Here is a 26,587-nt window from a genome sequence, read left to right on the forward strand (position 1 = left end):
TTTCTGTTGAATTGAATAATCTGATCTTTTATTCATCATTTAACTATGTTCTCATAAGACCTTCCATAAAAATATGTGATAGTCTCCTGTAGACTCTTTATAAAACGATATTTCTACACAAGAAGAAGATGTTCAAAGATGTTACTAGTCTGTTCAGAGTCACGTTCTCGCAACTCTTTTAATACGTGTGCATACGTAGATGTTGTAATGTCGATGTTAGAGTGTCCTAGACGTTCTGATACGTATAAAATCGAAATACCTTTGTAAAGTAGGATACTTGAGTGCGTGTGCCTTAGTCCGTGGACGGTAATGAGAGGTTTAATATTTAACCGCTTTAGAATGGAGCGAAGGGTATCATTTAGTCTGTCATTTGTAACAACAGATATATCAGAAGATGGTTCAAAGAAAACTAAGTTATGCTCATTCGCTGGATTGTTCTTCACGGTAATTAAATGCTTTTCTAATGCATTCATTGTTAGTTTATCAATACTAATTGTCCGCTCTGATTTTTCTGTTTTTAAAGGCCCAAAACCACCGCCTTCTTTATACTGCCATTGACGATGTACCTTAATCCGATTGTTTTTAAAGTCTAAGTCATTAATACATAACCCAATTAACTCTCCGTATCGTAGCCCTGTAGATAGAGCTAAAATTAGCATAATATTTTCAATCCCTTGGGCAATATTCTTGTGTAAATCTTGTAGTAACAATTGGCTGCTTGTATAATCAAGAAACTTTTCATAACTTTTTTTCCCGGATGAACCTGAAACAGTGACATTTCGGGTAAAATCATTTTTTATTAATTCTTCATCAATTGCTTCCTTCAAACAGGTGCGGATGTAGCCATTCAGCTTCCGGTTAGTATCCTTTGCATTTGTTTCCCCTAAGTCATTTAGGAAACTTTGATAATCCCGCTTTGTGATTTTTTGAAGCGGCGTTTCTTTAAAATGAGTAAGGATTTTATTGTACGTAGCTTGATATGAATTTAATGTAATAGCTCCAACATCCTTCTTATAAGTCTGATACCATTCTAAGAAATATTGAGCTAAGGCTATATCCTTTTTGATACCAGAAATCCCTTGAGCTAAATTAGCTTCAACTTGTGCTGCTGCTACAGAAGCCTCTTTCTTAGTGCGAAATCCTCCTTTTCGAATTGGTTTATATTTTCCTTCGATTGTTCTACTAACACTGTATTGCCAAGTAGATCCACGTTTTGTGATGCTAGCCATAACCTGCTCCTTTCAATTAAGATGAGGTTATCAGCATTGACTTTATTGAAACTATTCATAACGAAAAATAAAAATTTCTCTAGTTACCGAAAATATCATTGAAATTTTCATCGAGAAACGTTGCCATTTGTAACGCATGCATGCTCCAAGGTTCACCTTTTTTTTGAGGATAATAAACAAAACCTCCAGAGTTAATATCCAATAGAGATTTGAAACGAGGGTTATATAAGACATTTTGTTTAATCCAGTCTTTTTTACGCCCCATACGATTTTCTAAATCCACCATCGACCAATATACACCTAGTAGGTCCGCTTTTTTTAATGCTTCAAATTCCAATTTTTCTATTATTACCTGTGATTCAGGTATAGAGATTGATAGGTGGATACTTAGTTTTTGTTGCAATTAATATTCTCCTTTCTGTTTGAAGTAGGGAGGTAACCAATATGGTTCGAAGAGTCTTCTAATAATGGATATTTTAGAGAATATATTTGCTGTAATTCTGACACCATAGGGTAATTGTATAAATACGTTTTTGTTTAAATATAACGATGGTCCACTATCTATCCATGGCATATTTTTTATATGAAATATGCCTAATATGAGCAACATTAGGTTCAATACACTTTGCACTTATTATCTTCGTTAAATAAGTATTTTTCTGCAACTCATTTTTCGAATTGGATTCCATCTCCCATTGTTTTAATATTTCTAATGCATTCTTACGTTGCTTTTCAAATTGTAAATGCTGATTGATACACAAAATTAACCCTCCTAAGAATTTTCACTCTTAAGAGGGTTTCTAATTTTATTTTATATTTTACACTTGGCCAATTTATTGGCCAAAGATTAAAAATTGACATTTCGTTAAAATAGAAATCAATTCAAACGTAGTAGCTGAATTGGAAGTCAGTACAGATTAAATTATACCCTTACCATGTCGAAATCATCTGGCGAAAATATGCTTCGACTTGTAACATGCAATCTTCTAAATTGTCTCTTTCTTGACCAGTACTGAATTCCGCCAACAAATTTGTATAGTATTAGGGAAAAGCATAAATTTCAATAGAAAAATGTTGACCAGCAACTGTAGTATTTTAAAAAATGCTTTGCGTAGTTTCAATGCTTATCCTTTTCAAATCTTTTCCACCACTAGCCCCATTAATATACTTCTATTTGTAAATATAGGATAATACTGTTGGAATATTTGATATAATACTACTAAAAAAGGTAGGAGGAGTTAGAATGGATTTTAGAATAGCAGATTTGAATTTCGGAAAAGTAAATTGTGTTGATGGCGGTAAATTAACGATTAAAGCTGAATCATTAAGGAACGCCTATTGTGATACAACATTGAATGTTGAAGTTGGTGCATTTATAAATTGTGGTGGATTTCATGGAGATACAATATGTACGATAACTAGAGTTTTAATAGAAGAAATCGAACGCAGAGAAAGTGTGATAGAAAATAAAATAGTAGAAGTAGCAATAGTAGGAAGTATAAATTCTCAACAAGAATTTACAAGAGGTGTGGATAAACTCCCTTCTATTAGTTGTGACGCCTATCTACTTAATGGGGAACAGGTAAATCATCTATTAGGAATACGTGAAACTGAAGAAGAAAAAAAGTATTTTAAAGTAGGAAAACGTTCAATGACAGGTGCAGGTGATGCATACTTAAATCTTGATAAGTTATTAGGTAGACATACTGCTATTGTTGGAACAACAGGTAGTGGGAAAAGTAGTACAGTTGCTACAATAGTTCAATCCATTCTACAAAGTTACCCATATCCAAGAATTATTTTCTTTGATATACATAATGAATATAAAAATGCTTTTTCAGGGCAATGGAAAGAGAAAGCGAATTGTATTAGCTGGGATAGCTTTTCATTACCATATTGGTTTTTAGATTTAGAAGAATTTATTAGTATTTACTATCCAGAAGCAGGTGGCACTCAAAAGATGTATATAAAAGAAATAATTGAATCATTAAAGAAAAATGCAGTTGATGGTGTCGAAAAAGATAGGATATCAGTTGATAGTCCAATATTCTTTAAGATGGAGGATTTAATTAGGGGGATAGAAGGAAGGCGTGATACTGAAACAACAGCATCTAAAAGAGATCCTTTTGATAAATTATTACTTAAGTTCTTAAACATTCATAATGATTCTCGTTATTCATTTTTAAAGGCTAGTATGGAAGAAGAAATAAGTTTATCTGCATATTTTAAATTCTTATTAGGATTAGATATAGGCAATGAAAAGTATATTTCAGTTTTAGATTTAAGTGGATTACCTGCTGAGGTAAGAACTATATGTGTAGGAGTGTTGACGAGGTTATGTTTTGACTATCGTTATTGGGATATGGATCCAGAACATTTGCCTGTAGCTTTGATTCTAGAAGAAGCACATACTTATATTCCTGAGGAAAATTCTTCAAAGTATTCGCTTTGTTTAGAAAGGGTAGAGAAAGTTGCTAAAGAAGGGCGGAAATATGGATTAAGCCTAATTGTAGTAACCCAAAGACCATCAAGTATTTCATCAACAGTTCTATCTCAATGCGGTACATTTATAACACTTCGATTGACTAATGACTTAGACCAAAATAAAATTAAACGTCTTTTGCCTGATACATTAGGAGATCAAGCAGATATGTTATCAACATTACGAGATGGAGAAGCATTAATAACTGGTGATGCTTTAAGTCTTCCTGGAAAAGTACAATTTGATTTACCTAATCCTCAACCCAAAAGTAATGATGTAAGGTTTCATAAATCATGGAAAGAGGGACCTCCTCCTGGATATAATGTGGAAGAAGTATCTAACTGGTGGATTAAGGGGGAAAGGAATAGAGCTAGTAATGGAGATGAAGACATCCAATGAATATTAAATCGTTAAGTATAAGAGGATGGAGATCTTTTGCTTATGATACTCCTATGGAATTAAATAAATTAAGGAAAATCAATATTTTAATTGGAGCAAACAATTGTGGGAAGTCTAATGTATTTAGATACTTATATAATATTAGAGAAATGATTAAAGAAAAAGGAGACATCCAAGGTGTTGTCTCCAATTATGGTAAATTAAGTTGCGTTGAGTCTTCGTTGGACGAACGAGATACTTGGGCGTGGGAAAAAAATGATATTATTTTTGATGTTGAATTAGAAGATATACAGGAGCATCAATATCTTGATTATAGTCCCACACTACATAAACTAAAAGAAATTAAATTAAGAGCTAATCATAGAGTGAAAGATAATATAAGTTCTTATTCTCTGCTTTTTGATACAGAAAATTTGGTTTTGGAAGAGTTTCAAAAACATAATCCAAAAATAATAAATTTAGAAAGCATGGAATATCAAAATGTAGTAGAAGGTGTTCCTTATGTTTTAGATACAATTGCATATTGGAGTGCTTTTGTGGACAGTTTAGTTTTTATTGACCCAGTAAGACATTATTCACGAAATAAATCTGATTTTATAGAAAGTGATTTTGATGGAAGCGAGATTGTAAGGGATATCATTCAATTAAAAAATACAGAAGACAGAAAATGGAGAGAGTATAAGGCTCTGCTCGAAGCTTGGTTAAGTATAATTTTACAAGAAAAAATACAATTAGATCCAACAGATTCTACTCTTAGATTTTATTTATTTAGAGGACAAAAAGAGATTGCAGCAACTCTTGAAAATTTAGGGACAGGGGTATCTCAGCTTGTCATGTTATTATCATTTTTATATTTAAATCGAGACAAACATTTGAATGTTTTTATAGAAGAACCTGAAAGTAACTTACATCCTGAGGCTGTAATTCAGCTAGTGAAAATTATGGAAATACATTTTCCTAAACATCGTTTTTTTATAACTACACACTCTTCTACTTTAATTGATCAAGTTACAGAAAATTGGAGTATTCATAGAGTTTCAAGATTATCGAGGGGGGCGACTAAAATAGAAAGTTGCGATGAATTTTTGACCCAATACAGTCTGTTAGATGATTTGGGAATAAGACCTTCACAAATGCTACAAAGTAATCTAATAATCTGGGTAGAAGGGCCAAGTGATAGAATATATATTAAGAAATGGTTAAAGGATAAAACGGGTTTTTTAGAAGGTAAGCATTATAGTTTTTTAATGTATGGTGGTGCCAACTTAGCCAATTATGACTTATTAGATAGTGATGAATATATAAATATATTGAAAACAAGTCGATATTCTTATATTGTATGTGATTCTGATAAATCAAATGTGGGGGATTCATTAAAAGAAAGAGTAAAAAGATTACAAGCGCGTATCGAACAACCTACTTTAGGGTCAGAACAGAAAGATATGAGTGAATTTGTGGTTATGGAGGTAACTAATGGGAGAGAAATTGAAAACTTTGTTCCAACAGAATTATTTGAACAAGTGTTATTCAATGAAATATTTTTGAGAAAATATATTATGGAGAACAAGGTAAGAAAGAACTTAAAAGTATCTGATAGGTCTGTTACTTTTGATAACTTTGCTGCATTTGATGAAGCATTCTCACAGAAATATATTTTCGAAGATGATACGGTTTTGTCTACAGAGCAATATAGGAAAATTGCGAATGATTTATCCAACAAAAAAACTAATATTTCTAAGCAAATCGTTGAAGAATGGAAAGAAACTCATTATACAGCTGAATTAAACGATATGATGGGGAGACTAATAAATCATATAATGAAGGCAAATAATATTGAAGTAGAACAGCAAGTAGCAATTCCATTATAACTATTTAAAACCATAACTTTTAATTCGAAAAATTTTAAATGAGACAACTTCATAAATACCTCTTTGATTTAAAAACGGAACAATATATTCTTAAAATAAATAATAATAATCAATTATTCGTTTTCTCTGAAATTAATTATTGACAACTTCAAATAAAAAAACACTGTAAAATTCATTTTAATGAGGGTTTACAGTGTTTTTTCCTTCCGTCTATAAAAGGAAATAAAAAATTATTCGGTTTCGTTCATAATTTTTTTTTTAGAAATTCAATAATTATTTCATGTTCAGGCGCGTTAAAATGCTTATTTCTTACGTAATGTGGGTTAATGTATCCCTTTGTAGTAGTTAAGCTTTCGTGACCTAACATTTGTCTAATGATGTCTAAAGGGGTTTCTTGATCTGCCATTAGCGTAGCAAAAGTATGTCTTAAACCATGTACATTAATAGTAGGCAAGTTTGCTAAGTGTAAATACTTTTTCAATAAAATATCTACATCGCTACGAGTAAATTGCTTTCTGCTATTTTTCATAAATAAATAGTCTGAATCCATTCTGTTACATTTTTTTGTATACTTTTGTATTTCTCTTCCCATACCTGGTCTAAGAAATACAATTCTTTGACGCTTATTTTTAGTTTTTAGTAAAAGAAATGTATCATTTTCGAAATCAATGTCTTTACATTTCAAATTTATAATTTCTGAAATTCTGCATCCTGTTGAAATTAGAATTGTAAAAAGGAGAATGTCTGTTGTTAAATCATTAGAATGGGTAATAATTGAATTGAGGAATTTTAATATATTTCCCCTTGTTAAAACTTTTGTGAATTTCTTTTCTGGTAGATAATCTTTAAGTTGAAATTTTATATTACTCATAGGATTTTCAAAATTATAATTGTTTTCCAGAAATCTAAAAAAACTCATTAAGGCTTTATAATTATCTTTAAGTACACTATAGCTTTTGTTATTTAATAATAAAAAATAGTTATCGATTATAGTACTATCTAATGGTAAATATTTAAGAGGTTGACCAGATGAATCCTTTAATAAAAAAACTTTATCTAAATAGATGTCTTTTGGACAAGTATTCATTTCAACTGATAAATATGAAATGAATTTTTTTAAGTAATAGTTGTAATTTATTATTGTACGTTTAGCTAAACGTACATTGTTGTAATAAATTTCTAGTTCATCTAATACTGATTTCATTTTTTATCCTCACTAATTGTATTTAGTAGAATCTCGAATGGATATGGGAATTTATTGATAATTTCATCCCTTAAATCTTCACCACGTAATTTAGTATAAATCATTGTTGTTTTTGGATCAGAATGTCCTAAAAGCTCAGTGAGATGATGTTCTTTTATTCCAATTTTCAGACAAAAAACAGCAAATGTATGTCGGAATGAATGAACCGTAATATAGGAGAGCTCAGGTATGCGCTTTCGTATTCTTTCCACTAAATGCTCAATGGTCCTAATTGGAAAATTTCTATTTCGTTCAATACCCTCATCTCGAGCAAATAAAAAACCATCGCATTTTGGATTCCAATCTGACATACCGCTTTTTTGTAAATAAATTAATATTTCCTCTTTTAATTCTGGGAACATAGGTATGATTCTGTCTTTATTGCCCTTACCTCTATAAATATAAATTAAATTGTCCTCCACATTGAAATCCTTTACCTTAATATTAGAAATTTCGCTTACTCTACAACCAGTTAATAATAAAAACATAATCATGGCTCTACATCGATAGGGTTTTGAAAACTGTTCGACAGCCTCCAGGATTTTAGTAATTTGTTCTTCTTTAATATAACGAGGAAGTAATGAAGTTTTTTCTAAAGTGAATTTATTACGAAAATCTTTATTGGTATAATCCATATCGTAAGCAAATTTAAAAATGCTTTTCATAATAGCATAATATTTATTTATTGTTCTTACGGAATATTTTTTAGCCTCCTGATTACTATTCATAATGATTTCATTTATTATAATTTCATTAAGTTCGCTTATTTTCAACGTTGGGTAATTGTTTAATAAAAATTTCACTACTCTCGTTACGAAGTTATTATAGGTTTTCCAAGTCTCAACAGATCGTTTATTTAGTTTAACCATATTATTTAGATGTTCTTGGTACTTATCAATGACAAATAAAGCTGTCTTTTCTTCATTAATAATACTACTTTGTAGGTTAGATTTATTATTAAGAAAATCTAATAAGGACTTTTCTGAGACACCTAATTGACTACAAATTTCTTCAAACGACATATTAAGTGATTTTTCAATTGCCATGACAGCCTCCATTAGAATAGTTTTTTTTCAAAAAATATTTTTTTCATACTGTTTATATCTCGATAAAAATAGTAATGAGTAGATATTAAATGTTTATGTCCAACGGTTTCTTTTAGTTTGTTCAATATTGTTATTATTATTGAGCGCATTGGTTATAAAAGTGTGTCTAAGGGCTTTTGGGGTAAAACGTATTTCTTTAAACGTTTTTAAATTAAAGTGTCTAAACAAATAAGTAATAAAGTGACTGCGTATTTGATTTCCAGAAGAAGATAAAAATAATGCTTGTGTACTATTTTTAGGTGAATAATTTTTTCGGACTTGTAAGAATTCCTTAATAAAAGAAAGTGTGGTTTCTGTCAGACACAAGGTTCTTTGATACGATTTTTTACTTTTAAGAACGATTAGTTTCTCGTGGAAATAAATGTCATCTAAATTCAAATTTACAACTTCAATTGGTCTGCACCCAGTTTCAATAATAATTAAAATGATAGAGATATCCCGTAAAACATGATTAGAACGTTCAAATATTTTCCCCATCACTAATATTACATCTTGAAGATTAACGTATTGATTGCTTCTTTTTCCATTTTGAATCATTCTCTCTGGAATTTTATATATAAAACTGATATGATTTTCTTCATATAAAAATCTTAAGAATAACCTTACTGCTTTTAAATATCCATATGCAGTACAAAGTGCAATTTTTTCGGTTAAGACTTCCTTACGTAAATGATTTTCAAATTGATGACTACTTGTTTGCCAAAATTTATTATGGTTTTGTATGTCTACTTTATAATTCGAATAGTTTAAAAAGTAGTTAACATTTGTAATATAGTTTTGAATAGTTGCAGAGGAATAATTTCTAAACTCCATGAAACTTGTGAATTTTGAAATAATAGGGAATTTGTTCTTGCTTTTCTTTGCATAATTTTTGCTACTTGTAGGAGCTTTATAGTAAATTTTTGCTATTTCTTTATTTGTGAGAAATCTACAAAATTTACTTAAATAATTCAGAATTAGGGTAGCTTCCGATTTTTCAAGTTCGCCTTTTTTTAGTAAAAGTTCAACTTGTTCTTGTATTTTTAAAATATGGTTCATCTTTAACTTTTTCAATTGTATGGTTGTATTTTTAGATGGGAAAAGATCCTTTTCTTTTTGACATTCTCGGTAAAAAAAATTACTAAATAGCGCAATATGATCTTTTAAAATGGATTTATTTTCTATTGAGAATTCTTCTATAAGTGAGAAGAAACTGTTATCATAAAAACTTGAGATCGTATTTTTAAATTGTATTTTCTGTTCCATTTTACCCTTCTTTCTTATTATATTTAGATGTAAATATTACTGATAAATCCTTTCCAAGTTATTGCAATTAATACTTTTTCAGTCTATAATATTGTTATTGAGTAGATTATTTACTCGCCTTAACCATGCGGTCTAAAGGCAAATTAAAAGCACTTTTGATTAGTGTTCAAACGATTCTATCGGGTCGGTTTGTCCATTTATCAAAAGTGCTTTTTTGATATGGGAAAGATATATGGAATTTAAACTAAAATTCGAATATCCTATTTATTTCCTTTAATTATTATTTTTATACAAAAACTTGCGTGGAATTTAGGTTCCTCGCAACTTCTAAAGGAGGAGTTCCATGAGAAAATACTTTCATTTTCGCTCAGAAGTTGCAGTCGTAAGTTTAACAACTGTGGTCGGCTGTTTAATTAAGTGTTGCTTTAAATTAATAAGTTTAAATCCTTGGCCGGTATATCGACCAAGAATTACTTAGAAGTTCTAATATTTTAGTATCTAAATCAGGTGATGTTTTAAGATGTTAAAGCTAATAGAACTTTATGCTGACTATTTAATAATGATAGGGAAGTTAATAAAAGGTGAAATAGATTTTGAAACTTACTTCAAAAGAAGAGGAATTAACCCTAAAGTTAAATTGACTGAAGTTAAAATTTTGATAAATGAACCAATAATGTTTAACTTGTATTTTTCTAAGGTATCAATCGGAGTGCGCTGCATGATTATGAAGGCAGTTTTTGATTTGAATAACAGACAGATTGTTGATATAAGTTATTCTATGAGTAAAACTTATAATTCAAAGACTACAATTGGCGATTTTATTACTGATCATCTAGTTAATTCAACAGACATTAATCTAAATAAGAAAAGAACATATTCAATTGAACTATATTATGATTTGTCTATTATGTTAGATATCCCATTCAGATACATTGCAGATGCAGATACGAATTATAAAATGGTGGGAAATTTTGATGAATATGATAGAGACAAAATAAAATTATATACATTTGAACAATTAGTAAATGAGTCATTTATTGAATCTAAAAATATAATAGGGGACGACAGAAAAGTTTTAGGAGTAAAAATTAAGAATGAGAATTTTTTTTCGTTTGAATTAGATTTAAAGACCCGTGTTGATATAAGGGACAGATATTTTACAATTGAGATTCACATTGAAAACGAATCTAGTTTAGATTATTCGAAAATCTTAAAATTAAAAAGTTTAATCAAAGTCCATTGTAAAATATATATTCGAAATGCTTTTCTACGTGAAAATAAAAAATTGATTTTTCTAGTAATATTGGATGATAGTATTAAGCCTAATATTTCATATTTAAGGGATGATCAATTGGTGGATAATTTATTATTAATGGATGATACATTGAGTAAGTATGAAAATAGTTTAATAAATAAAAAAATTTTCTAAAGAATGAATCTATCTTGAATCTATCTCGAATCTATCTCTTATATTTCTCTGTCATTATCACTCAATAATGCAACTTGTTGTAAATAATCGTCTAATTCTAATTTTTCTCCGTACTCAGCTTCTAAAGTAATTATAGATGACAATAATTCGCTTATATTATCAATTCTTTCTTGGTCGCCACTGAGACGAATTTCTTCATCATAGCTAGAATCATCTAATATACCTCTTAAAAGGTCAGAAATTGTTAAATTACTATATGATTTTCTGTATTTTTCAATTGTATCTATGAATTGTTTAATTTTTGTTTTTTTGAAACTAGGTTCTTCTCGGTATTTTATAAGAGTTTCGTAATATGATAGAGAGTCATTTTCTGCTTCACCTGCTACAATTGAGGACAAGAATTTCATGAATATATCGGAAATATCTGTTTTTAAAAATAATGTTAAACCCTAGTTTATCAATGGTTGGTGAGCGGTGAGCGTATTGTATGATATTATTTCTAAGCCACCAGCTAATATTGAGTGGGAATAATTAAATAACAACTAGAAAAAGCTTGGAGAGCCGTATTTAATAGGGTTATTTCCAAGCTTTTTTGTTTAGTGATACCAGTTTTGATACCATAATTTTACGAATAGAACATATAAAATATAAATGGAGAATGATATGATACGATTAAGAGAAAATATTATTCACTTCAATTTTTATAGGAGGGATTAAGTTGGAGAAAGATGGTAATACTTTTGAGCCAGAGTTAGAGTTTGAAATAGAAGAAGAAAAAGAAGATGGATTAATTAATGCTAGTAGAGAAGAAGATTTACAAGAGGTTTATCCGAATGCTGATATAAAGGTAGATAGAGATCAATATCCTATATTTCAATTGTATAGAAAGTTTGATAAACAACAAATTATATTAGATCCAGATTTCCAACGGGAAGATGTATGGGGCTTGAAACAAAAGTCAGAATTAATTGAAACAGTTCTAATGGGTATACCATTACCAATTTTTTATTTAAGTGAAAGAAAAGATGGGAAATTAGTGGTAGTAGACGGGAGACAAAGACTAACTACATTTTTTAGTTACTTAAATGATGAGTTTAAATTAAGTAATCTGAAAATTTTAAGTAAAATAAATGATAAAAAGTTTTCTGAACTGGATCCCATATTGCAAGCAAATTTGGAGGATTTTCAAATTATTGCACAAGTAATTAAGCCCCCTACTCCAGATAGAATTAAATTTGATATATTTGATAGAGTTAATAGAGGCGGAACTCCTTTAAATAATCAAGAAATGCGTAATGCTTTATATCAAGGGAAAGCAACGAGCCTTTTAAAATTAATAGCTGATAGTGAAGAATTTAAATTAGCAACTGTGAACTCTATTAAACCTTCTAGGATGAAAGATCGATATTTAATTTTAAGAACAATTGCTTTCTATTTATGGAATAACGGTTTATTAAAAGATGCAAATGGAGAAGAAATTTTATATAAGAATGATATTGATGAATTTTTAGGTAAAACTATGGAGTATTTAAATAGATGTTCAGAAGAAGATGTTGAGAAAATTAAAATTTCCTTCTTAAAATCTATGAAAAATAATTATGTAGTGATGAAAGAAAATTCATTTAGAAGGTTACAAATAAATGGACGTCGACAACCAATCAATATGATTTTATTTGAATCATTGACGATTTTCATGTGGGATTTATCAGTAGAATATTGTATTGAAAATAAAAAAGTGATTTTTGATAAAATTAATGAATTTTTATCAAATGAAGATTTGAATCTTCTATTAACAGTAGATAGAGGTAGGGGCTTAGTAGTACCAACAATTTTATCAATGATTAATGAAATGAAGGAGGAAATTGCCAATGCTTGATAGAGTTACTATTGAAGGTTTCAAATCAATAGATCATTTAGAACTAGACTTAAAGAGCTTAACGGTTTTAGTAGGAATGAATTCTTCTGGGAAGTCTACAATTATACAATCTATATTGTTAGCTGTTCAAAACCTCTCTTTTAATAACGGTTCCCCTTTAAACGGTTTACTAGTTTCTTTGGGAGAGTTTCAAGAAGCAAGGAATTATATTGTAAATAGTAAAGAAATAATTATCTCTTTATTAAATTTCGAAACTCAAAATACTATTAAATTAAAATTCATGGAGAAAAATGGGGAAGTTAAATGCAATAAATTAGGTTCCGATAAATCTGTAAGTAAATTGTTAAAATATCAAAACAAAGAAGTACGTTTTTTATCTTCGGATCGAATTGGATCTAAGGATATTTATCAAGTGAATTACAGTCAGATAACAGATATAGGATTTCAAGGTGAATATGCTATTGACTATCTAGAACAAAATAAATCAATAGTACTAGAAGATAGCTTGATTAAAAATAAAGAAACTGGAAAAACATTAGAATCCCAGGTTAATTATTGGTTAAAATATATAATTAATGGTGAAGTTCAAACTAGTAGTATTGAGGGAACAGATGCAGTTAAAGCATCTTATAAGATGAAAAATAATACTCGATATTTTAGACCTAAAAATGTAGGTGCTGGATTAAGTTATCTAATTTCTATAATTATTACTTTACTATCATCGAAAAAAGGGAACTTGAATATTATTGAAAATCCGGAGATTCATTTACATCCTCGCGCACAATCTCGATTGATGGAATTTATGACTTTTATAAGTAATGCCGGAATTAAGTTAATTGTTGAAACGCATAGTGATCATATTTTTAATGGTGTAAGAAAATCTATTTTTAAAGAAAATTTAAAAATAGAAGATGTAGCTACATATTATTTTGATTTAAATGAGGACGGTCTTTCAAATGTTAATGAAGTAAAGTTTAATAAAGATGGTAAGGTCTTGAATAATCTAGAAGGTTTGTTTGACCAGTTTGATGAAGATTTAGATATATTGTTAGGGTTTTAAAGATGCAATTAATTATTAATGAAATATCAATTGAAAATAAATTTTTGGATTTAACAGACTTTTTAACACATTTGAAAGAAATACTCCTTATTTATAAACTTGATATCGAAGATTTAGAAATATATAAGCCGTCTTACTTATATGAAGTAGTACTTTTTGATGAAGTGAAATTTTGGGATATATTAAGAGATAGACAATATTCTAGGGATGATGTGATACGCCGATATAAGATTTTATTAAATAACATGATAAATAAGGATCCATATTGGGATTTAGATATGAAACATAATATTTTAGATGAGTATAATTGTGAATTTACTCCTAAGAAATATAATTATGGCATAGCTGAAGCATGTGAACGTGATAAGGTTGTTTTATCTTTTAGCTGCGAAGAGTTTTTAAAATGTGAAATAATTAATGTAACGAAGAATGGTAATACCACTTTAGATATTGTTAATATTTGCTCAAAAGATACCTTATTGGAACATATGAAAGAAGCAGATAAGATAAATCCACTATCATACTGTAAATTGAAATTTCAAGGCTCTAATATATGCTTTGACGAGATTGATGAAGTGTATGGTTTTGAATTATTAGATAAAGAAAATGTAGAAATTTTTATTGCGGCTTTTAATCAATTTTCACAGATGAATTGGCAACAGATTTCGTCATCAGATGGATTGAGATTTAAACCTTATTCTCCAAGTAAAGAAAAAGAATCATGGTTCTATGGCACACCTCATCAAGCTAAGAATATTTTTAAATTTAGAGTTACACAAAAATTTAGATGCTTTGGCTATAGGGAAGATGGCGTTTTTTATGTATTAAGGTTCGAAGTGGACCATAAGATTAGTGATGAAGGTTAATATATTACTTCATATCATGAAGAGCAGATACGTTTATATACGTATCTGCTCTCTGAATAAATATTAATTTATTATACATCATCTTTAGTATAATAAATTAATATTTAAAAACTGATTTCCTGAAAACCGTATGTTTTTTTTCGAGGCAGATTTATAGTTAATTGAGCCGCTCATATTATTAGCGATTTAAAAATTAACATTTGGATATAGATGTGAATACGTACTAAGTGTAGTTTTAATATCTTCATGCCCCAATCTATCTTTAATAATTAAAGGATTTGCATTAGACTCATTAATTAAAAACGAAGCATGTAATAGTTAATTTAAAAAAGGAAACATTAATAGAATTAGAGAAAGAAAATATTACAGCACACTTTTAAAAATACCCGCTTTAGAAAAATTCTTAAGCGGGTATTTTTAATGTGCGCCCGGCATGCGTATGAACTATAGGGTGCAAGTCCCGAACCCTGAAGACAGAAGTAGAGGTTAGCCAAGAGCAAGGGTGTCCGTGGCGACGCGGAATCTGAAGGAAGCTGGAGGCAAAACACCGGTCCGAGGAACACGAATCTCATAGAAGGCTAGGTATGATTGGATAAGTTTGCATTACAAAACAAAGTCCTTTCTGTCGAAGGTTATATCGAGTAAATGAGGCGGATAGATGGTGTGAAAGTGCATATGCTTACCCGGGGAGGTCTGATGGAAACGTGAAGTACCCTTCATAACCTACTTGGTGACAAGTAGCTGAACCATCAGAAGTCAGCAGAGGTCATAGTACAAGTGAGTCTAGAATTACTTGGAAGGACTGAACAATTAAGAGAGAATAGCCCTTGGCATTCCATCTCGAATGAAGGAACACAGAAAAAAATAGAGAAACCTCACGCTTAGAAAGTAATGGTGAAGTCCATGAGGGTATTTGCGGAGGGTGTAGTTCAGATGGGCATAAGAAGACAAGCTATTCACGGAAAGGAACGAAATGGTAGATGTTGAATCAAATTTTAGCACGTCCGAATATGATACAAGCATTAAAGCGAGTGGAAGCGAATAAAGGAAGCCATGGAGTAGATATGATGCTCGTACAAACCTTACGTCAGCACATCCTCGAAAATTGGGAATCCATTAAAGCGCAAATTCTAGCGGGAACCTATGAACCGCAACCGGTACGTCGTGTCGAAATCCCGAAACCAGACGGCGGTGTGCGTCTATTAGGAATCCCAACCGTGACAGAGCGTTTGATTCAACAAGCTATATCGCAGATATTATCTAAGGAATATGACCAAACTTTCTCGGACAACAGTTATGGATTCCGACCAAATCGGAGTGCTCTTGACGCAGTCCGAAAAGCGAAGGGTTATTTAAAAGAAGGTTATCGATGGGTCATTGATATGGATTTAGAGAAATTCTTCGATAAGGTTAATCATGACCGCTTAATGGCAACATTAGCGAAACGAATCTCAGATAAATCCTTATTAAAACTAATTCGTAAATATCTCCAAGCTGGTGTCATGATAAATGGAGTGGTTTCTAGTACAGAAGAAGGAACACCACAAGGTGGTCCTTTAAGTCCTTTACTCTCAAACATCGTTCTAGATGAGCTAGATAAAGAGTTAGAGAAACGTGGACATAAGTTCGTTCGATACGCAGATGATTGCAATATTTATGTGAAGACAGAACGTGCAGGACTGCGAGTCATGGCGAGTGTACAACGATTTATCGAAGGAAGACTTCGACTGAAAGTCAATGAAAAGAAGTCAGCGGTAGACCGCCCGTGGAAACGGAAATTCTTAGGATTCAGTTTCACAGTTCATAAAGAACCTAAGTTTCGCATTGCGAAATCAAGCCTCGTTCGAATGAAGAAGAAAATACGAGAAATTACCTCAAGAAAGATGCCTTACTCCATGGAATACCGAATCGAAAAGTTAAATCAATATCTAGTGGGCTGGTGTGGATATTTCGCTCTAGCGGATGCACATTCTATTTTTAAAACGTTGGATAGTTGGATTTGTGCTTATGGAAGAATTGGAAGAAACCCCGAACAAGAGTCAGAAATCTCATTCGTTTAAAAGTTCCATACGGAAAAGCATACGAATGGGGAAATACACGAAAAGGATACTGGCGCACCTCAAAAAGCCCCATATTACACAGAACCCTCGGCAATTCCTATTGGGAAAGCCAAGGGCTGAAAAGTCTGCAAGTTCGTTACAAAACTTTGCGTTATTCATCTTAATTGAACCGTCGTATACGGAACCGTACGTACGGTGGTGTGAGAGGTCGGGAGTTAATCACTCCCTCCTACTCGATTAAACGTAATATTGTTTAATTTGTCATCGCTTTTAACTGTTTTATATGTTGCATTTGTCTATAAACTCGTTTATTAGTAATATTACAAAATACTTATCAGAAACAGATTTGACTAATGGAGGTTTTTTTCATTTCTTGAGTGGAACGAGCTCCTGCTTAACTAACGCAGTTGGTATGTTGAGGAAGTTGTAGGGTTATTTATTTGTATAAAAAAACTCCTGATATTGTGTTCAATAAATATGCCTATTAACATTACTATAAATCTCGAAACGTGCGCTATGTTCGAAAAGAACATTAATACACCTTATACTATCTCTATAGCAGTCCCTAAATTTGGAACTGCTATTTTTTTTGAAAAAGATTCTAATGATCTTTCTTCGATTTTTTCTAGACTTTGATGTTGTGGTAAGAGATTAAAAGATAGTAACTATAATATTACTTTGGTAATATTGGGATATATTGAAAATATCTGAGTTTCACTTTTTTGTTTAATATGAGATCGGAAATTAATCAGATAATAAATAGTAAATTATTTGAAAGGAGAGGGGAAAAGAATGGGTGAGAAAACTGAAACCGTAAGTCAAAAGTATCTCTCTAATACTCATGTACCAGATAAAGTCTATGCCTATTCAATACAAGTTAAACATGCATTATATGAGTTAATACAGAATAACGGAGTTAAAAATGTTAGTGTAGAGGTTTTTGAAGATGTGGGAGTTGAAACGCTAGATAATTCTAAAAAGGCAGTACAAATGAAAAGTTCTTTATCAAATAATAATCCTGTTTCAAATAGAGCAGTTGATTTATGGAAAACATTATATAACTGGTTAATATCAATTGAATTAGGAGAATTAGATGTGGGAAATACATCTTTTACACTATTTGTGAATAAGGAATGTACAGGTGTAATTGTAGAGTCATTTCACAAAGCGTTTGAAGATGAAAATGCAGCAAAAGCTTGGGAAATTGCTAGAACAGAATTTTATGATAGTAAAAATAATGAAAAGGATTTAGCAGAGGGATATAAAAAATTTATTATATACTTTTTCGATCAAAAAAATAAAGAGGCCGCTATAAAATTAATAAAAAAATTCAAATTAAAAACTATTGAAACTAAGTATACAGAATTTTTATTTGATACTTTTAAAAGAGTAGTAATGATACCAGATGAATTAATAGAATTTAGTTTTGATAAAATTTTAGGTTGGATAGATAGAATAACTTCAAAAATGGTTGAAAATGGATATCCTATGGTAGTTTCATACAGTGACTATAAAGAAGAAATGGTTGATATTGTTAGAATATTAAATCAAAATAAAAGTTTGGTAGAGTTAGCACCATATCCTAGAAAGAATCAAATAGAAAAAGAATTTGATCAAGTTAAAAATTATATAAAACAATTAGGATTAATAGAATGTGATTATACAGACAAAATTGAAGCTATAAGTGATTATTTAAGGGCTGCTTCAAATAGAACAATATGGGCTAGTAAACGCTTAGTAGACTCAAATAGTATTGATGATTTTGAAGAAGAATTAAAAAGAACTTGGAGAAATAAGGATCAAATTAATAATATTACACATAGTCATTTAAATGAAATCCAGCAAGGAAAACTGTTATATTTCCACTGCCAAGAAGATAAAAAGAATATTATAGATAGAGAAACACCCGTATTTTTTATGCGAGGCTGTTATCATGCCTTGTCTGATAGTTTAGAAATTGGATGGCGTAGAAATTATAAAAATTTGTTAGAGAATAAGGAGAAATAAAGATGGGAGTATTAAGTGAAGAATATAACACTGTGGATAATCCTAATTTAGGTGCCTTTATAATTTGGAGATTTGTTAAAGGCTACAGTATTTCTAATAAGGAAGGAGTTCCACTTCCCTTAATTTTTATTGTACTATCAACTATTTATAACCCAGATATTTTAAATGAAATTCAAAGTACTCGTGAAGAGAGTGGATTAAGACAGTTCACTAATAAAATGTCGGGAAAATCAAATCCCAAAAAAGATTTATTATTACAAATTTATGGTGAGAGTAATAGTGAATATATGAAATTTTTAACATACAACTCTATAAGAATAGCAATCTATTTAAGATTTATTGAATTAGACTATACTACAGCGTTTCTAAAGGTCAAAAATAATAAAAATAGAACTGCGGAACCTCCAAATATAATAAAAATGGGAAAGGCAGCGGAAAAGCTGGGTGTATGGTGCTCAAGGCATACATTATATGAAATTTCAAATATTTTGAAAGTGAGGTTTTAGGATGTTTTTTCAAATAAAGAAGCTTATATTATGGCCTAAAAATACAGAATATGATCCTCAGATAATAGAATTTGAAGTAGGGAAAGTAAATATAATTACAGGTGCATCTAGAACAGGCAAATCAGCAATTATTCCAATAATTGATTATTGTCTTGGATCTGAAAAATGTTCTATTCCTGTAAAGACAATAAGAAATGCTTGTAGCTGGTTTGGTATAGTTATCCAGCTAAATGATAGTCAGATTTTATTGGCTAGAGAGGAACCTGGAATAAAAAAATCAACAGATAAAATGTACATATTAGAGGATAAGGAAATTTGTGTTCCTAAATCGATTGAGAAAAATGAAAATAGAGATAATGTAAAGAAAAGACTAGACGAAATAGCCAGATTAACCTTTTTAGAAGTAGAAAATAGCTTTGTAGGTTTTTCTAAGAGTAGACCTTCGTTTAGAGATTTAATGGCCTTTTGCTTTCAGCCACAGAATATTGTAGCGAATGCTAATACACTATTTTATAAGGCCGATACTACTGAACATAGGCAAAAACTAATCAATATCTTTCCATATTTATTAGGTGCAGTTACTCAGAAAGACTTGGCTAACAAAAATGAATTAGCAATGTTAACAAATAAACTAAAAACCCTAGATAAAGCATTATCTAACTTAAAAAGAGTTGGTGATAAATGGAGAGAAGAAATAAATAGTTGGCTTCTTCTTTCAAGAGAGTTGGGGCTTATTGAATTAGATGGAGATTTAAATGTTTTAACTTTTGAAGAACAATTACATCTGTTAGATGAAATCACTAATAAAAATGCTACAGATTCTAAGTTAGTAAATGATTCTATAAATCTAAGTACAGAAGAAATCATTTTATTAAGGCAAAGAGAAGAAGATTTATCTAATGAATTAGTAAAAGCTAAAAGAAGATATACTGAAATGAAACAGTTAATGGGAACTGTAGATAATTATAGAGAGGCTCTGAATATACAATTAGAAAGATTACATATTTCGAAATGGTTAAAGAATATTTCAGACAAATCGACTGATAAACCATTATTTGGAAATAGCAACAATCATCCTGAAAATATAATAGGGAAATTTTATGAAAAGTTAATTCAAATAGAAGATAATATTGATACTGTAGAGAAGTTACCTGTTTCATTTGAAAGAGAGTTTGAAACAGTTTGCAATGAAATAGAAGAAACAGCAGAAAACTTAAATATAGTTAGAAAGAAACTTAAGTTACTTAATGATAAATTGACAGATGAATCAAAATCTAAATTTTCTTTAGAAAGTGTCTCCAGATTTTTAGGTAGATTAGAATACGCAAAAGAGACGTTTACTCAATCAAGCACTGATAGTAAATTAATAAAAGATATTGAAGATATCAATATTAGAATGGAAATAATAAATCAAGAAACGGATAGTGTTAAATCAAACATACGATTGAAATTAGCATTAAGTACTATAAATACATTTGCGATGGAATTATTGCAGTTTTTAGATTCAGAACGTCCAAATGATTCAATGGAGTTAGATATTGAAAATTTAACTATTAAAGTACAAGGAAAAGACGGGCGTAAAGATTATCTTTGGGAGATAGGCAGTGGTTCTAATTGGTTGGCATACCATATATCAATAACTTTAGCTTTACAGTTAAAATTTTTAAAATCTAATTATTCTCCTATACCTAGCTTCATTGTTTATGATCAACCAAGTCAAGTTTACTTTCCCAAAAAACTTGCTAATAACGACGATAGTGAATTAGACCCTAAATTAGTAAAAGACGAAGATAAATTAGCTGTACAAAAGATCTTTATTACAATGTCACAAGCTATTAAGAAGAGTAAAAATCGTTTACAAGTAATAGTGTTAGAGCATGCAGATAGTAGTATCTATGGGGGCTTAGAGAATATACATGAAGTATGCGAATGGAGAGGAGAAAAAGGAAAGTTAATTCCAGAAGAATGGATCAAAGAAGATTTAGAATAAAGAAGCTATAAAAAACAGTTCTAGAACTAAGATGCTTTTGTATTACGTAATTAAGTTTTAACAATCTTTATTTTCAACTAAACTTTATTTTCTTAATTAGACTCCCGCCAACTTCAGACATAAAATTGTTCCAAATGTCACAAGCTTGGGTTTTAAGTGTGCAAAACTAATTCAATCTACACATTTTCTACACAATCACCTCAACAAACCCATTAATACCAATGTTCCAGAAGGCTACACCACTCCCTCCTGGGACGTCTAAAAAGCAGTCACAAACCATTGATACAATTGGATTTGTGAGAAACTAGGGATTCGGTCGGGGCTTCGGTCACTGATGTAGAATCCCTTTTTTATTACCCTAAAATTACGTGAACATCGTACCGAAATTATCTTCCAATTCAATTGAATGGAGGATTTTTTTATGACCAAAAAGTCGGGATTATTTGATGTAGACTTCACACTGACAACTAAGGAACTTACCGCTTCTATCAAAGAAGAAAAGACTGTCACAGCTCGCTACAAGCCCTTTTCAGAAGCGTTAGGAACTATCGTTAATCAAATGGAGGTAAGTGGTTATCGTACTCGTACTATCAAAGATTACAATACAGTTCTGATGAATTTCTCAAAGAGTACAGGGGTTACCTATTTGGAAGAAATCTCAGTAGACACGATTTACTCATGGCTTGAGTGTATGCAGGTGGAGAACCAAACAAAGCTAACACGTCTAAAGGTTCTGAAATCGTTCTTAGGTAAATGTTTCACCAATGGTTGGCTGAGCTTGAACTTTTGGCAATCAGTCAATGTGAAGGTAGATAAGAAGGTTAAGAAGGGAGCAAAGCCTAATGACATTGCTATTCTAGTTTCGTTGATTGACAAAAGTACATTCATTGGTTTAAGAGATGTGACTGCCATTTTAACGATGTACAAGACAGGGATTCGCATTAACACACTAGGACAATTAAATGAGCGACATATTGACTGGGAGAATAAATGCTTGGTGCTAGATGGAGCAGTACTAAAAAACCATCAAGTATTAAAGCTACCGATTGATGACCAGCTTGTGAATCTATACCAAATACTTATTAAATGTAATTATAAGTTGAAGGAACATTACGGTGAAAGTAATTCCAATTTGTTTATTTCATCTAAGGCAACATCATTGAACACGAAGTCAACCAACAATGCTATTTCTAAACAGCTTACTAAGTATGCAAAGCGCTTTGGTTTGGAGAATATTAACGCTCATGCTATTAGGAGAGCATACGCAAAGAACTTGCATGAGAAGGGTGCTGGTGTAGCTTTAATCTCAAAAGCTCTTGGGCATCGCTCACTTGATGTAACGACACTTTACTTAGATTTAGATGTTGAGGAAGTAGCAAAGGATTTGAGGGAGTATCTCTAGGATAATTGACTGTCTATGTTTTAGATTCTATATAATTAGTTTCTGAAACATAGGCAGTCATTTTTGCACCAAGCCGTTGTCCTCAACTCTGGCTTCATGTTGGTGGATGGCGACATCAGTGTCAACAAAAAAATGATGTAAATTGGGTTCTTCACCTGCACTGAAAAATGCAATTGGTCTTACTCGATATATGGGTATATCACTTTCTGTTGGAACAAATTACACAACGCAGTATTTGGATTTAGATGTTGAAGAAGTTGCTAAGAGGTTAAGGGACTTCCTGTGAGGATAAGCGATTATTCTTTAGTCGAAACAATAACAATCCTGGTAATAAAAGTATAAGCCACATGAAATTAGACGGACATATGCGAACACCCCCTTGAAGAAGGGGGGAAGTATAGGTCTGTAAGCCTTTTTTGCTGAAACGTTACCTTGTGTACATTGTGAAGAAGAGGTTAAGACAATTGAAGATAATTATTAAAGAAAAATCAAAGTAGAACTCAAATTCTCAACTATCCATAATTTATGTGGAGTATAATGGCATTTATTATTCATGAAAAAAGGATGACATTTCGTAAAAAATAAAAGAGTTAGAGGTTACAACGAAAAAAATCTGACATTCCAGTGATAACTTTGATAAATTAAGATTTGATAAAATAAATAAGTAGATATTTTATAAGGAAAGATAAAAAACGGTTTAATGGAGAGAAGAATCAAACAAAGTTATTGGGAAATTGTAAAGTATGTTGCTTAGACAGCGTGGTTTTTTATAAAAATAAGAATTTGGTTAAGTGGTAAATTTAGTAATAATAATAATTGGTTTAAATGTTATAATAGTTATATTATGAAAGCAGGAGGGATAATATGGATTTAGAAAATCAAGGTAGATTAAATAGGAGAAATTTTGATATTTCTTTTAATGAACTTTATGATATGTATAAGGATGAGGAATTGATAATTCAACCAGAATTCCAGAGGTTATTCAGATGGTCTGGAAAACAACAATCATTATTTATGGAATCACTACTATTAGATATGCCTGTTCCACCTATATATGTCGATGAACAAGTGGATGGCAGTTATGTCTTAGTAGATGGTTTGCAAAGAATATCTTCATATTTGAATTTTAGAGGAATAGAACTAAATATAGTTAATGAAGAAGCTACTGCTGATTCTAATGAAGAAGATATATACGATGATATAGACGAAGAATTATCTATTATGGATGTTCCACCAGGATTTAAATTAAGTGGGTGTGAAATACGTAAAGATTTAAATGGTAAATCTTATGATGAACTTTCAATAATAGATAGAAGAAATTTGAAACGAGTATTTATTAGAGTAGAAGTTTTAACAAAGGATAATGAAAAATCTGTAAAATATCATATGTTTAAACGATTAAATTCAGGAGGAGCAATGCTTTCTGAACAGGAATTAAGAAATAGTAATATAAGAATGGTAGATAATAGATTTATAGACTTTATTAATGATTTGGCAAAAAACACAGATTTCAAGAATCTTACAAGTTATATGCAGCTTTCAGAAATACAGAAAATGAAGCCAGCTGAAAATGTTTTAAGGTATTTTTTATTTAAAAATAAATTTCTAAATAATGGATATGAAAAAGATAGATTTAAACTCGATGAAGAATTGACATTATATCTAGAAGAAGTAACTGAAAGTAAAGTTGATTTTAATTATGAAATCGAAAAAGAGAATTTTGAAGGTTTGGTTAAGTATTTAAGTGATAATTTTGGACCAGGACTGTTTGGGGGAGTTTCAAAAGCAAGTGAAAGAATTATGAAGAAATTTATACAATATAATTTTGATGGATTCATGCTATACTTTTCTAACGAGAATACTAGAAAAAATACCATTACTCTCGAACAAATTACAAATATTAAAAAAAGTAGCGAATATTTAAGTTATAGAACAGGTGGTATAGAGAAAGTAAAATCAAGAATTAGTTATATTAATTCAAAGTTAGGAGAATAATATATGTCTCTTAATGAAGGAATTAATGCAAATAGTAGTATTATCTTATCGGATGATATGGTAATAATAAAAGAACTAGTTGATTCTGCCGTGAATTTGATAAGGGATGAAATGAATTTTTTAAAGTATTATAATATAGAATTAGAGGATTTGAGAAAAAGAGAATTAAGGTGTTTTGAGAATAACAATGGTTTGTACAAACTTATTTTAAGTGTGTATGCAAGTTATGAGTTTACTGTTAAACGAATGTTTGAATATGTTCTGGAAATAATTGATAAAGAAGAAATTAGTATTTCGGATTTAAATGTTAATATTAAAGCATTATATTTTAAAGAAGATTTAGATGATTTAAGGAAGAAAATTAATCCTCAAAGTCAGCAGAGTAATCAACTAATCAAAGAAGAAATATCCAAAAAAGTTGTAAGGATTTTTAGTCACTTTGAGGAAGATAATGTTTTTACTACAAAAGATAACATGATTAATACAAAATCTAATTTAAAAATAGAAGTTTTACTAGAAATTATTTATTATTTCGATATAGAAAAAAGTTTGATTATGCCTTATGATTCTTACATTAAAACTTTAGTTCATCATAGGAATAATATTGCTCATGGTAATCAGAGATTTGCAGATAGTTTACCTCAATATATCATGCCTATTAATGTACAGAATTATGAGCGGTTATGCGAAGCAATTATTAAATTGATAAATGAATTATATAATCATCTTGAAGTATATGTGAATCAAAAAAAATACCTTAGATAAACTTAAACTCTCAACTTCACCTTAAATACCAGGAAGTTTATGAGTAAGAGTAATGAGCTTTGCTATATATCATTTAGACATAATTTCCGTACCTTCCATAATATAGAATGAAAAAAGTGGATTATCAACTCCTAAAATTACTCTTACAACGCATATTTTAAGTGTCTCGTAGTTAAAAACGTAGTCAATGATTAATTAAAATTACATAAACGCTTCAAAACACTGGTATAATGGTATCTCAATAAGATGTGGGTTCGACTCCTGCAGTCTCCATACTTAGATAGGATAAAAATGCAAACATATCAACAATTTTCAATAATAGGGATATTGAACGGGGGTTGAACTCTTGGGCAATATCCCTTTTCTTAATCCTTACGGAAAAATGACATATTTGAACTATTCTTAGACCTTCTAATTATAAAATTTGGAGGTTTTTTATGTTCAACAGAAAGTAAAAACGGCATATTTGTAGTAGATAGTGAAGCGATAGAAATGATAGAGACAATCAAAATGGGATTTATTACACAAAATGGAGCAGCGGTGAATACGAGTAAATCTTCAAATTGTGCTATCTCAAAACAGTTAAACAAATATTCGAAGCGGTATGGACTTGAGTATATTAATGCTCATGCTATTAGAAGGGCTTTTGCAAAGAACTTACATGACAAGGGAGCCAGTGTGGCTTTAATCAGTAAGGCTCTTGGTCATTCAGATTTAGGTGTCACAACGCAGTATCTTGATTTAGATGTGGAGGAGGTGGCTAAGGATTTAAGGGAGTATATGTAAAATTTCGGATGTCTATAGTTTAGATTCAGTTAATTTCTGAGACAGAGGCAGTAATTTTTACACCAAGTCGTTGTCTTTAATTAGCATTCGTTTCGAGTTAACATGTCGATGCAGTTAATTAAAAAAATTTCAAAAAACCCTGTCAAAAGTAGAAATAGAATATATAATACTAAGTGTGAAGAGTTTTTAGGCACATACAGCAGAACATACATCTCGACAATGAGATAGTGCCTAGTATAGTCAAATAGGTTTTTGAAATCCTTTTAGAGGGGT

The 26,587-nt window shown here is 30.4% G+C and carries 19 protein-coding genes and 2 pseudogenes; 14 read left to right on the plus strand and 7 right to left on the minus strand.

Translation table 11 applies throughout. From position 1 onward, the window contains the following. Window positions 1–113: 113 nt before the first annotated feature. The 3 genes from ACIQXW_RS16085 to ACIQXW_RS16095 form a co-directional block, all read right to left on the minus strand. Window positions 114–1,229: a site-specific integrase gene (locus tag ACIQXW_RS16085; RefSeq protein WP_402763733.1), complete on the minus strand. Its 1,116-nt coding sequence runs from the start codon at window positions 1,227–1,229 to the stop codon at window positions 114–116. Window positions 1,230–1,308: 79 nt separating this feature from the next. Then, on the minus strand, window positions 1,309–1,632 hold the full coding sequence (locus ACIQXW_RS16090) for a DUF771 domain-containing protein (RefSeq protein WP_402763735.1): 324 nt from the start codon (window positions 1,630–1,632) through the stop codon (window positions 1,309–1,311). Between the two features lie 154 nt (window positions 1,633–1,786). Beyond that, window positions 1,787–1,990: a hypothetical protein gene (locus ACIQXW_RS16095; RefSeq protein WP_402763737.1), complete on the minus strand. Its 204-nt coding sequence runs from the start codon at window positions 1,988–1,990 to the stop codon at window positions 1,787–1,789. A gap of 482 nt (window positions 1,991–2,472) precedes the next feature. Between ACIQXW_RS16095 and ACIQXW_RS16100 the strand changes: the two genes are divergently transcribed. Together ACIQXW_RS16100 and ACIQXW_RS16105 are read left to right on the plus strand one after the other, a co-directional pair. Continuing rightward, window positions 2,473–4,110 (plus strand): ATP-binding protein, encoded by a 1,638-nt coding sequence (locus tag ACIQXW_RS16100; protein ID WP_402763739.1) that lies wholly within the window; start codon window positions 2,473–2,475, stop codon window positions 4,108–4,110. Further along, window positions 4,107–5,978, plus strand: coding sequence for an ATP-dependent nuclease (locus tag ACIQXW_RS16105; RefSeq protein ID WP_402763740.1), 1,872 nt, complete (start codon window positions 4,107–4,109; stop codon window positions 5,976–5,978). The genes ACIQXW_RS16100 and ACIQXW_RS16105 overlap by 4 nt, the downstream gene beginning before the upstream one ends. A 244-nt stretch (window positions 5,979–6,222) precedes the next feature. On the opposite strand, the gene ACIQXW_RS16110 is transcribed toward ACIQXW_RS16105, so the two are convergent. From ACIQXW_RS16110 to ACIQXW_RS16120, 3 genes are all read right to left on the minus strand, one after another. Beyond that, a complete protein-coding gene (locus ACIQXW_RS16110) occupies window positions 6,223–7,182 on the minus strand; it encodes a tyrosine-type recombinase/integrase (protein ID WP_402763742.1) in 960 nt (319 codons plus the stop codon). Continuing rightward, window positions 7,179–8,267, minus strand: a complete 1,089-nt coding sequence (locus ACIQXW_RS16115) for a tyrosine-type recombinase/integrase (RefSeq protein WP_402763743.1) — start codon at window positions 8,265–8,267, stop codon at window positions 7,179–7,181. The genes ACIQXW_RS16110 and ACIQXW_RS16115 overlap by 4 nt, the downstream gene beginning before the upstream one ends. A gap of 93 nt (window positions 8,268–8,360) precedes the next feature. Next, complete coding sequence (locus ACIQXW_RS16120) at window positions 8,361–9,572, minus strand: tyrosine-type recombinase/integrase (RefSeq protein ID WP_402763745.1); 1,212 nt, start codon at window positions 9,570–9,572, stop codon at window positions 8,361–8,363. A 520-nt stretch (window positions 9,573–10,092) separates the two neighbouring features. On the opposite strand from ACIQXW_RS16120, the gene ACIQXW_RS16125 reads away from it, so the two are divergent. After that, window positions 10,093–11,001, plus strand: coding sequence for a hypothetical protein (locus tag ACIQXW_RS16125; protein WP_402763748.1), 909 nt, complete (start codon window positions 10,093–10,095; stop codon window positions 10,999–11,001). 38 nt (window positions 11,002–11,039) lie between these two features. Here ACIQXW_RS16125 and ACIQXW_RS16130 read toward each other — a convergent pair whose 3' ends face one another. Further along, window positions 11,040–11,399, minus strand: coding sequence for a hypothetical protein (locus ACIQXW_RS16130; protein ID WP_402763749.1), 360 nt, complete (start codon window positions 11,397–11,399; stop codon window positions 11,040–11,042). A gap of 320 nt (window positions 11,400–11,719) precedes the next feature. Between ACIQXW_RS16130 and ACIQXW_RS16135 the strand changes: the two genes are divergently transcribed. From ACIQXW_RS16135 to ACIQXW_RS16185, 11 genes and pseudogenes are all read left to right on the plus strand, one after another. After that, complete coding sequence (locus ACIQXW_RS16135; RefSeq protein WP_402763752.1) at window positions 11,720–12,877, plus strand: GmrSD restriction endonuclease domain-containing protein; 1,158 nt, start codon at window positions 11,720–11,722, stop codon at window positions 12,875–12,877. Then, window positions 12,870–13,937, plus strand: coding sequence for an AAA family ATPase (locus ACIQXW_RS16140; protein ID WP_402763755.1), 1,068 nt, complete (start codon window positions 12,870–12,872; stop codon window positions 13,935–13,937). Before ACIQXW_RS16135 ends, ACIQXW_RS16140 begins: the two co-directional genes overlap by 8 nt. Window positions 13,938–13,939: 2 nt before the next feature. Then, entirely contained in the window at window positions 13,940–14,803 is an 864-nt protein-coding gene (locus ACIQXW_RS16145) for an MAG6450 family protein (protein ID WP_402763758.1), read from the plus strand. Window positions 14,804–15,783: 980 nt separating this feature from the next. Next, window positions 15,784–17,027, plus strand: a pseudogene (gene ltrA / locus ACIQXW_RS16150) (group II intron reverse transcriptase/maturase). A gap of 628 nt (window positions 17,028–17,655) precedes the next feature. After that, on the plus strand, window positions 17,656–18,870 hold the full coding sequence (locus ACIQXW_RS16155; RefSeq protein WP_402763761.1) for an ABC-three component system protein: 1,215 nt from the start codon (window positions 17,656–17,658) through the stop codon (window positions 18,868–18,870). Window positions 18,871–18,872: 2 nt separating this feature from the next. Beyond that, window positions 18,873–19,376 carry a three component ABC system middle component gene (locus ACIQXW_RS16160; protein ID WP_402763764.1) on the plus strand — a complete coding sequence of 168 codons (504 nt, stop codon included), beginning with the start codon at window positions 18,873–18,875 and terminating at the stop codon, window positions 19,374–19,376. Between the two features lies 1 nt (window position 19,377). Beyond that, window positions 19,378–21,366, plus strand: a complete 1,989-nt coding sequence (locus ACIQXW_RS16165) for a DUF3732 domain-containing protein (RefSeq protein WP_402763767.1) — start codon at window positions 19,378–19,380, stop codon at window positions 21,364–21,366. Between the two features lie 421 nt (window positions 21,367–21,787). Further along, the gene (locus ACIQXW_RS16170; RefSeq protein ID WP_402763770.1) at window positions 21,788–22,768 is read left to right on the plus strand and encodes a tyrosine-type recombinase/integrase; all 981 of its coding nucleotides are present in this window, start codon (window positions 21,788–21,790) and stop codon (window positions 22,766–22,768) included. Window positions 22,769–23,632: 864 nt separating this feature from the next. Next, on the plus strand, window positions 23,633–24,763 hold the full coding sequence (locus ACIQXW_RS16175; RefSeq protein WP_402763773.1) for a GmrSD restriction endonuclease domain-containing protein: 1,131 nt from the start codon (window positions 23,633–23,635) through the stop codon (window positions 24,761–24,763). Between the two features lie 3 nt (window positions 24,764–24,766). After that, the gene (locus ACIQXW_RS16180) at window positions 24,767–25,528 is read left to right on the plus strand and encodes an MAE_28990/MAE_18760 family HEPN-like nuclease (protein WP_402763776.1); all 762 of its coding nucleotides are present in this window, start codon (window positions 24,767–24,769) and stop codon (window positions 25,526–25,528) included. A 516-nt stretch (window positions 25,529–26,044) separates the two neighbouring features. Further along, window positions 26,045–26,314: pseudogene (locus tag ACIQXW_RS16185) on the plus strand (tyrosine-type recombinase/integrase); the annotation flags it as partial. Between the last annotated feature and the right edge of the window lie 273 nt (window positions 26,315–26,587).

Origin of the sequence: Lysinibacillus sp. NPDC097162 (genome assembly GCF_044762185.1) — a bacterium.
In the GTDB taxonomy this organism is placed as follows: Bacteria; Bacillota; Bacilli; order Bacillales_A; family Planococcaceae; genus Lysinibacillus.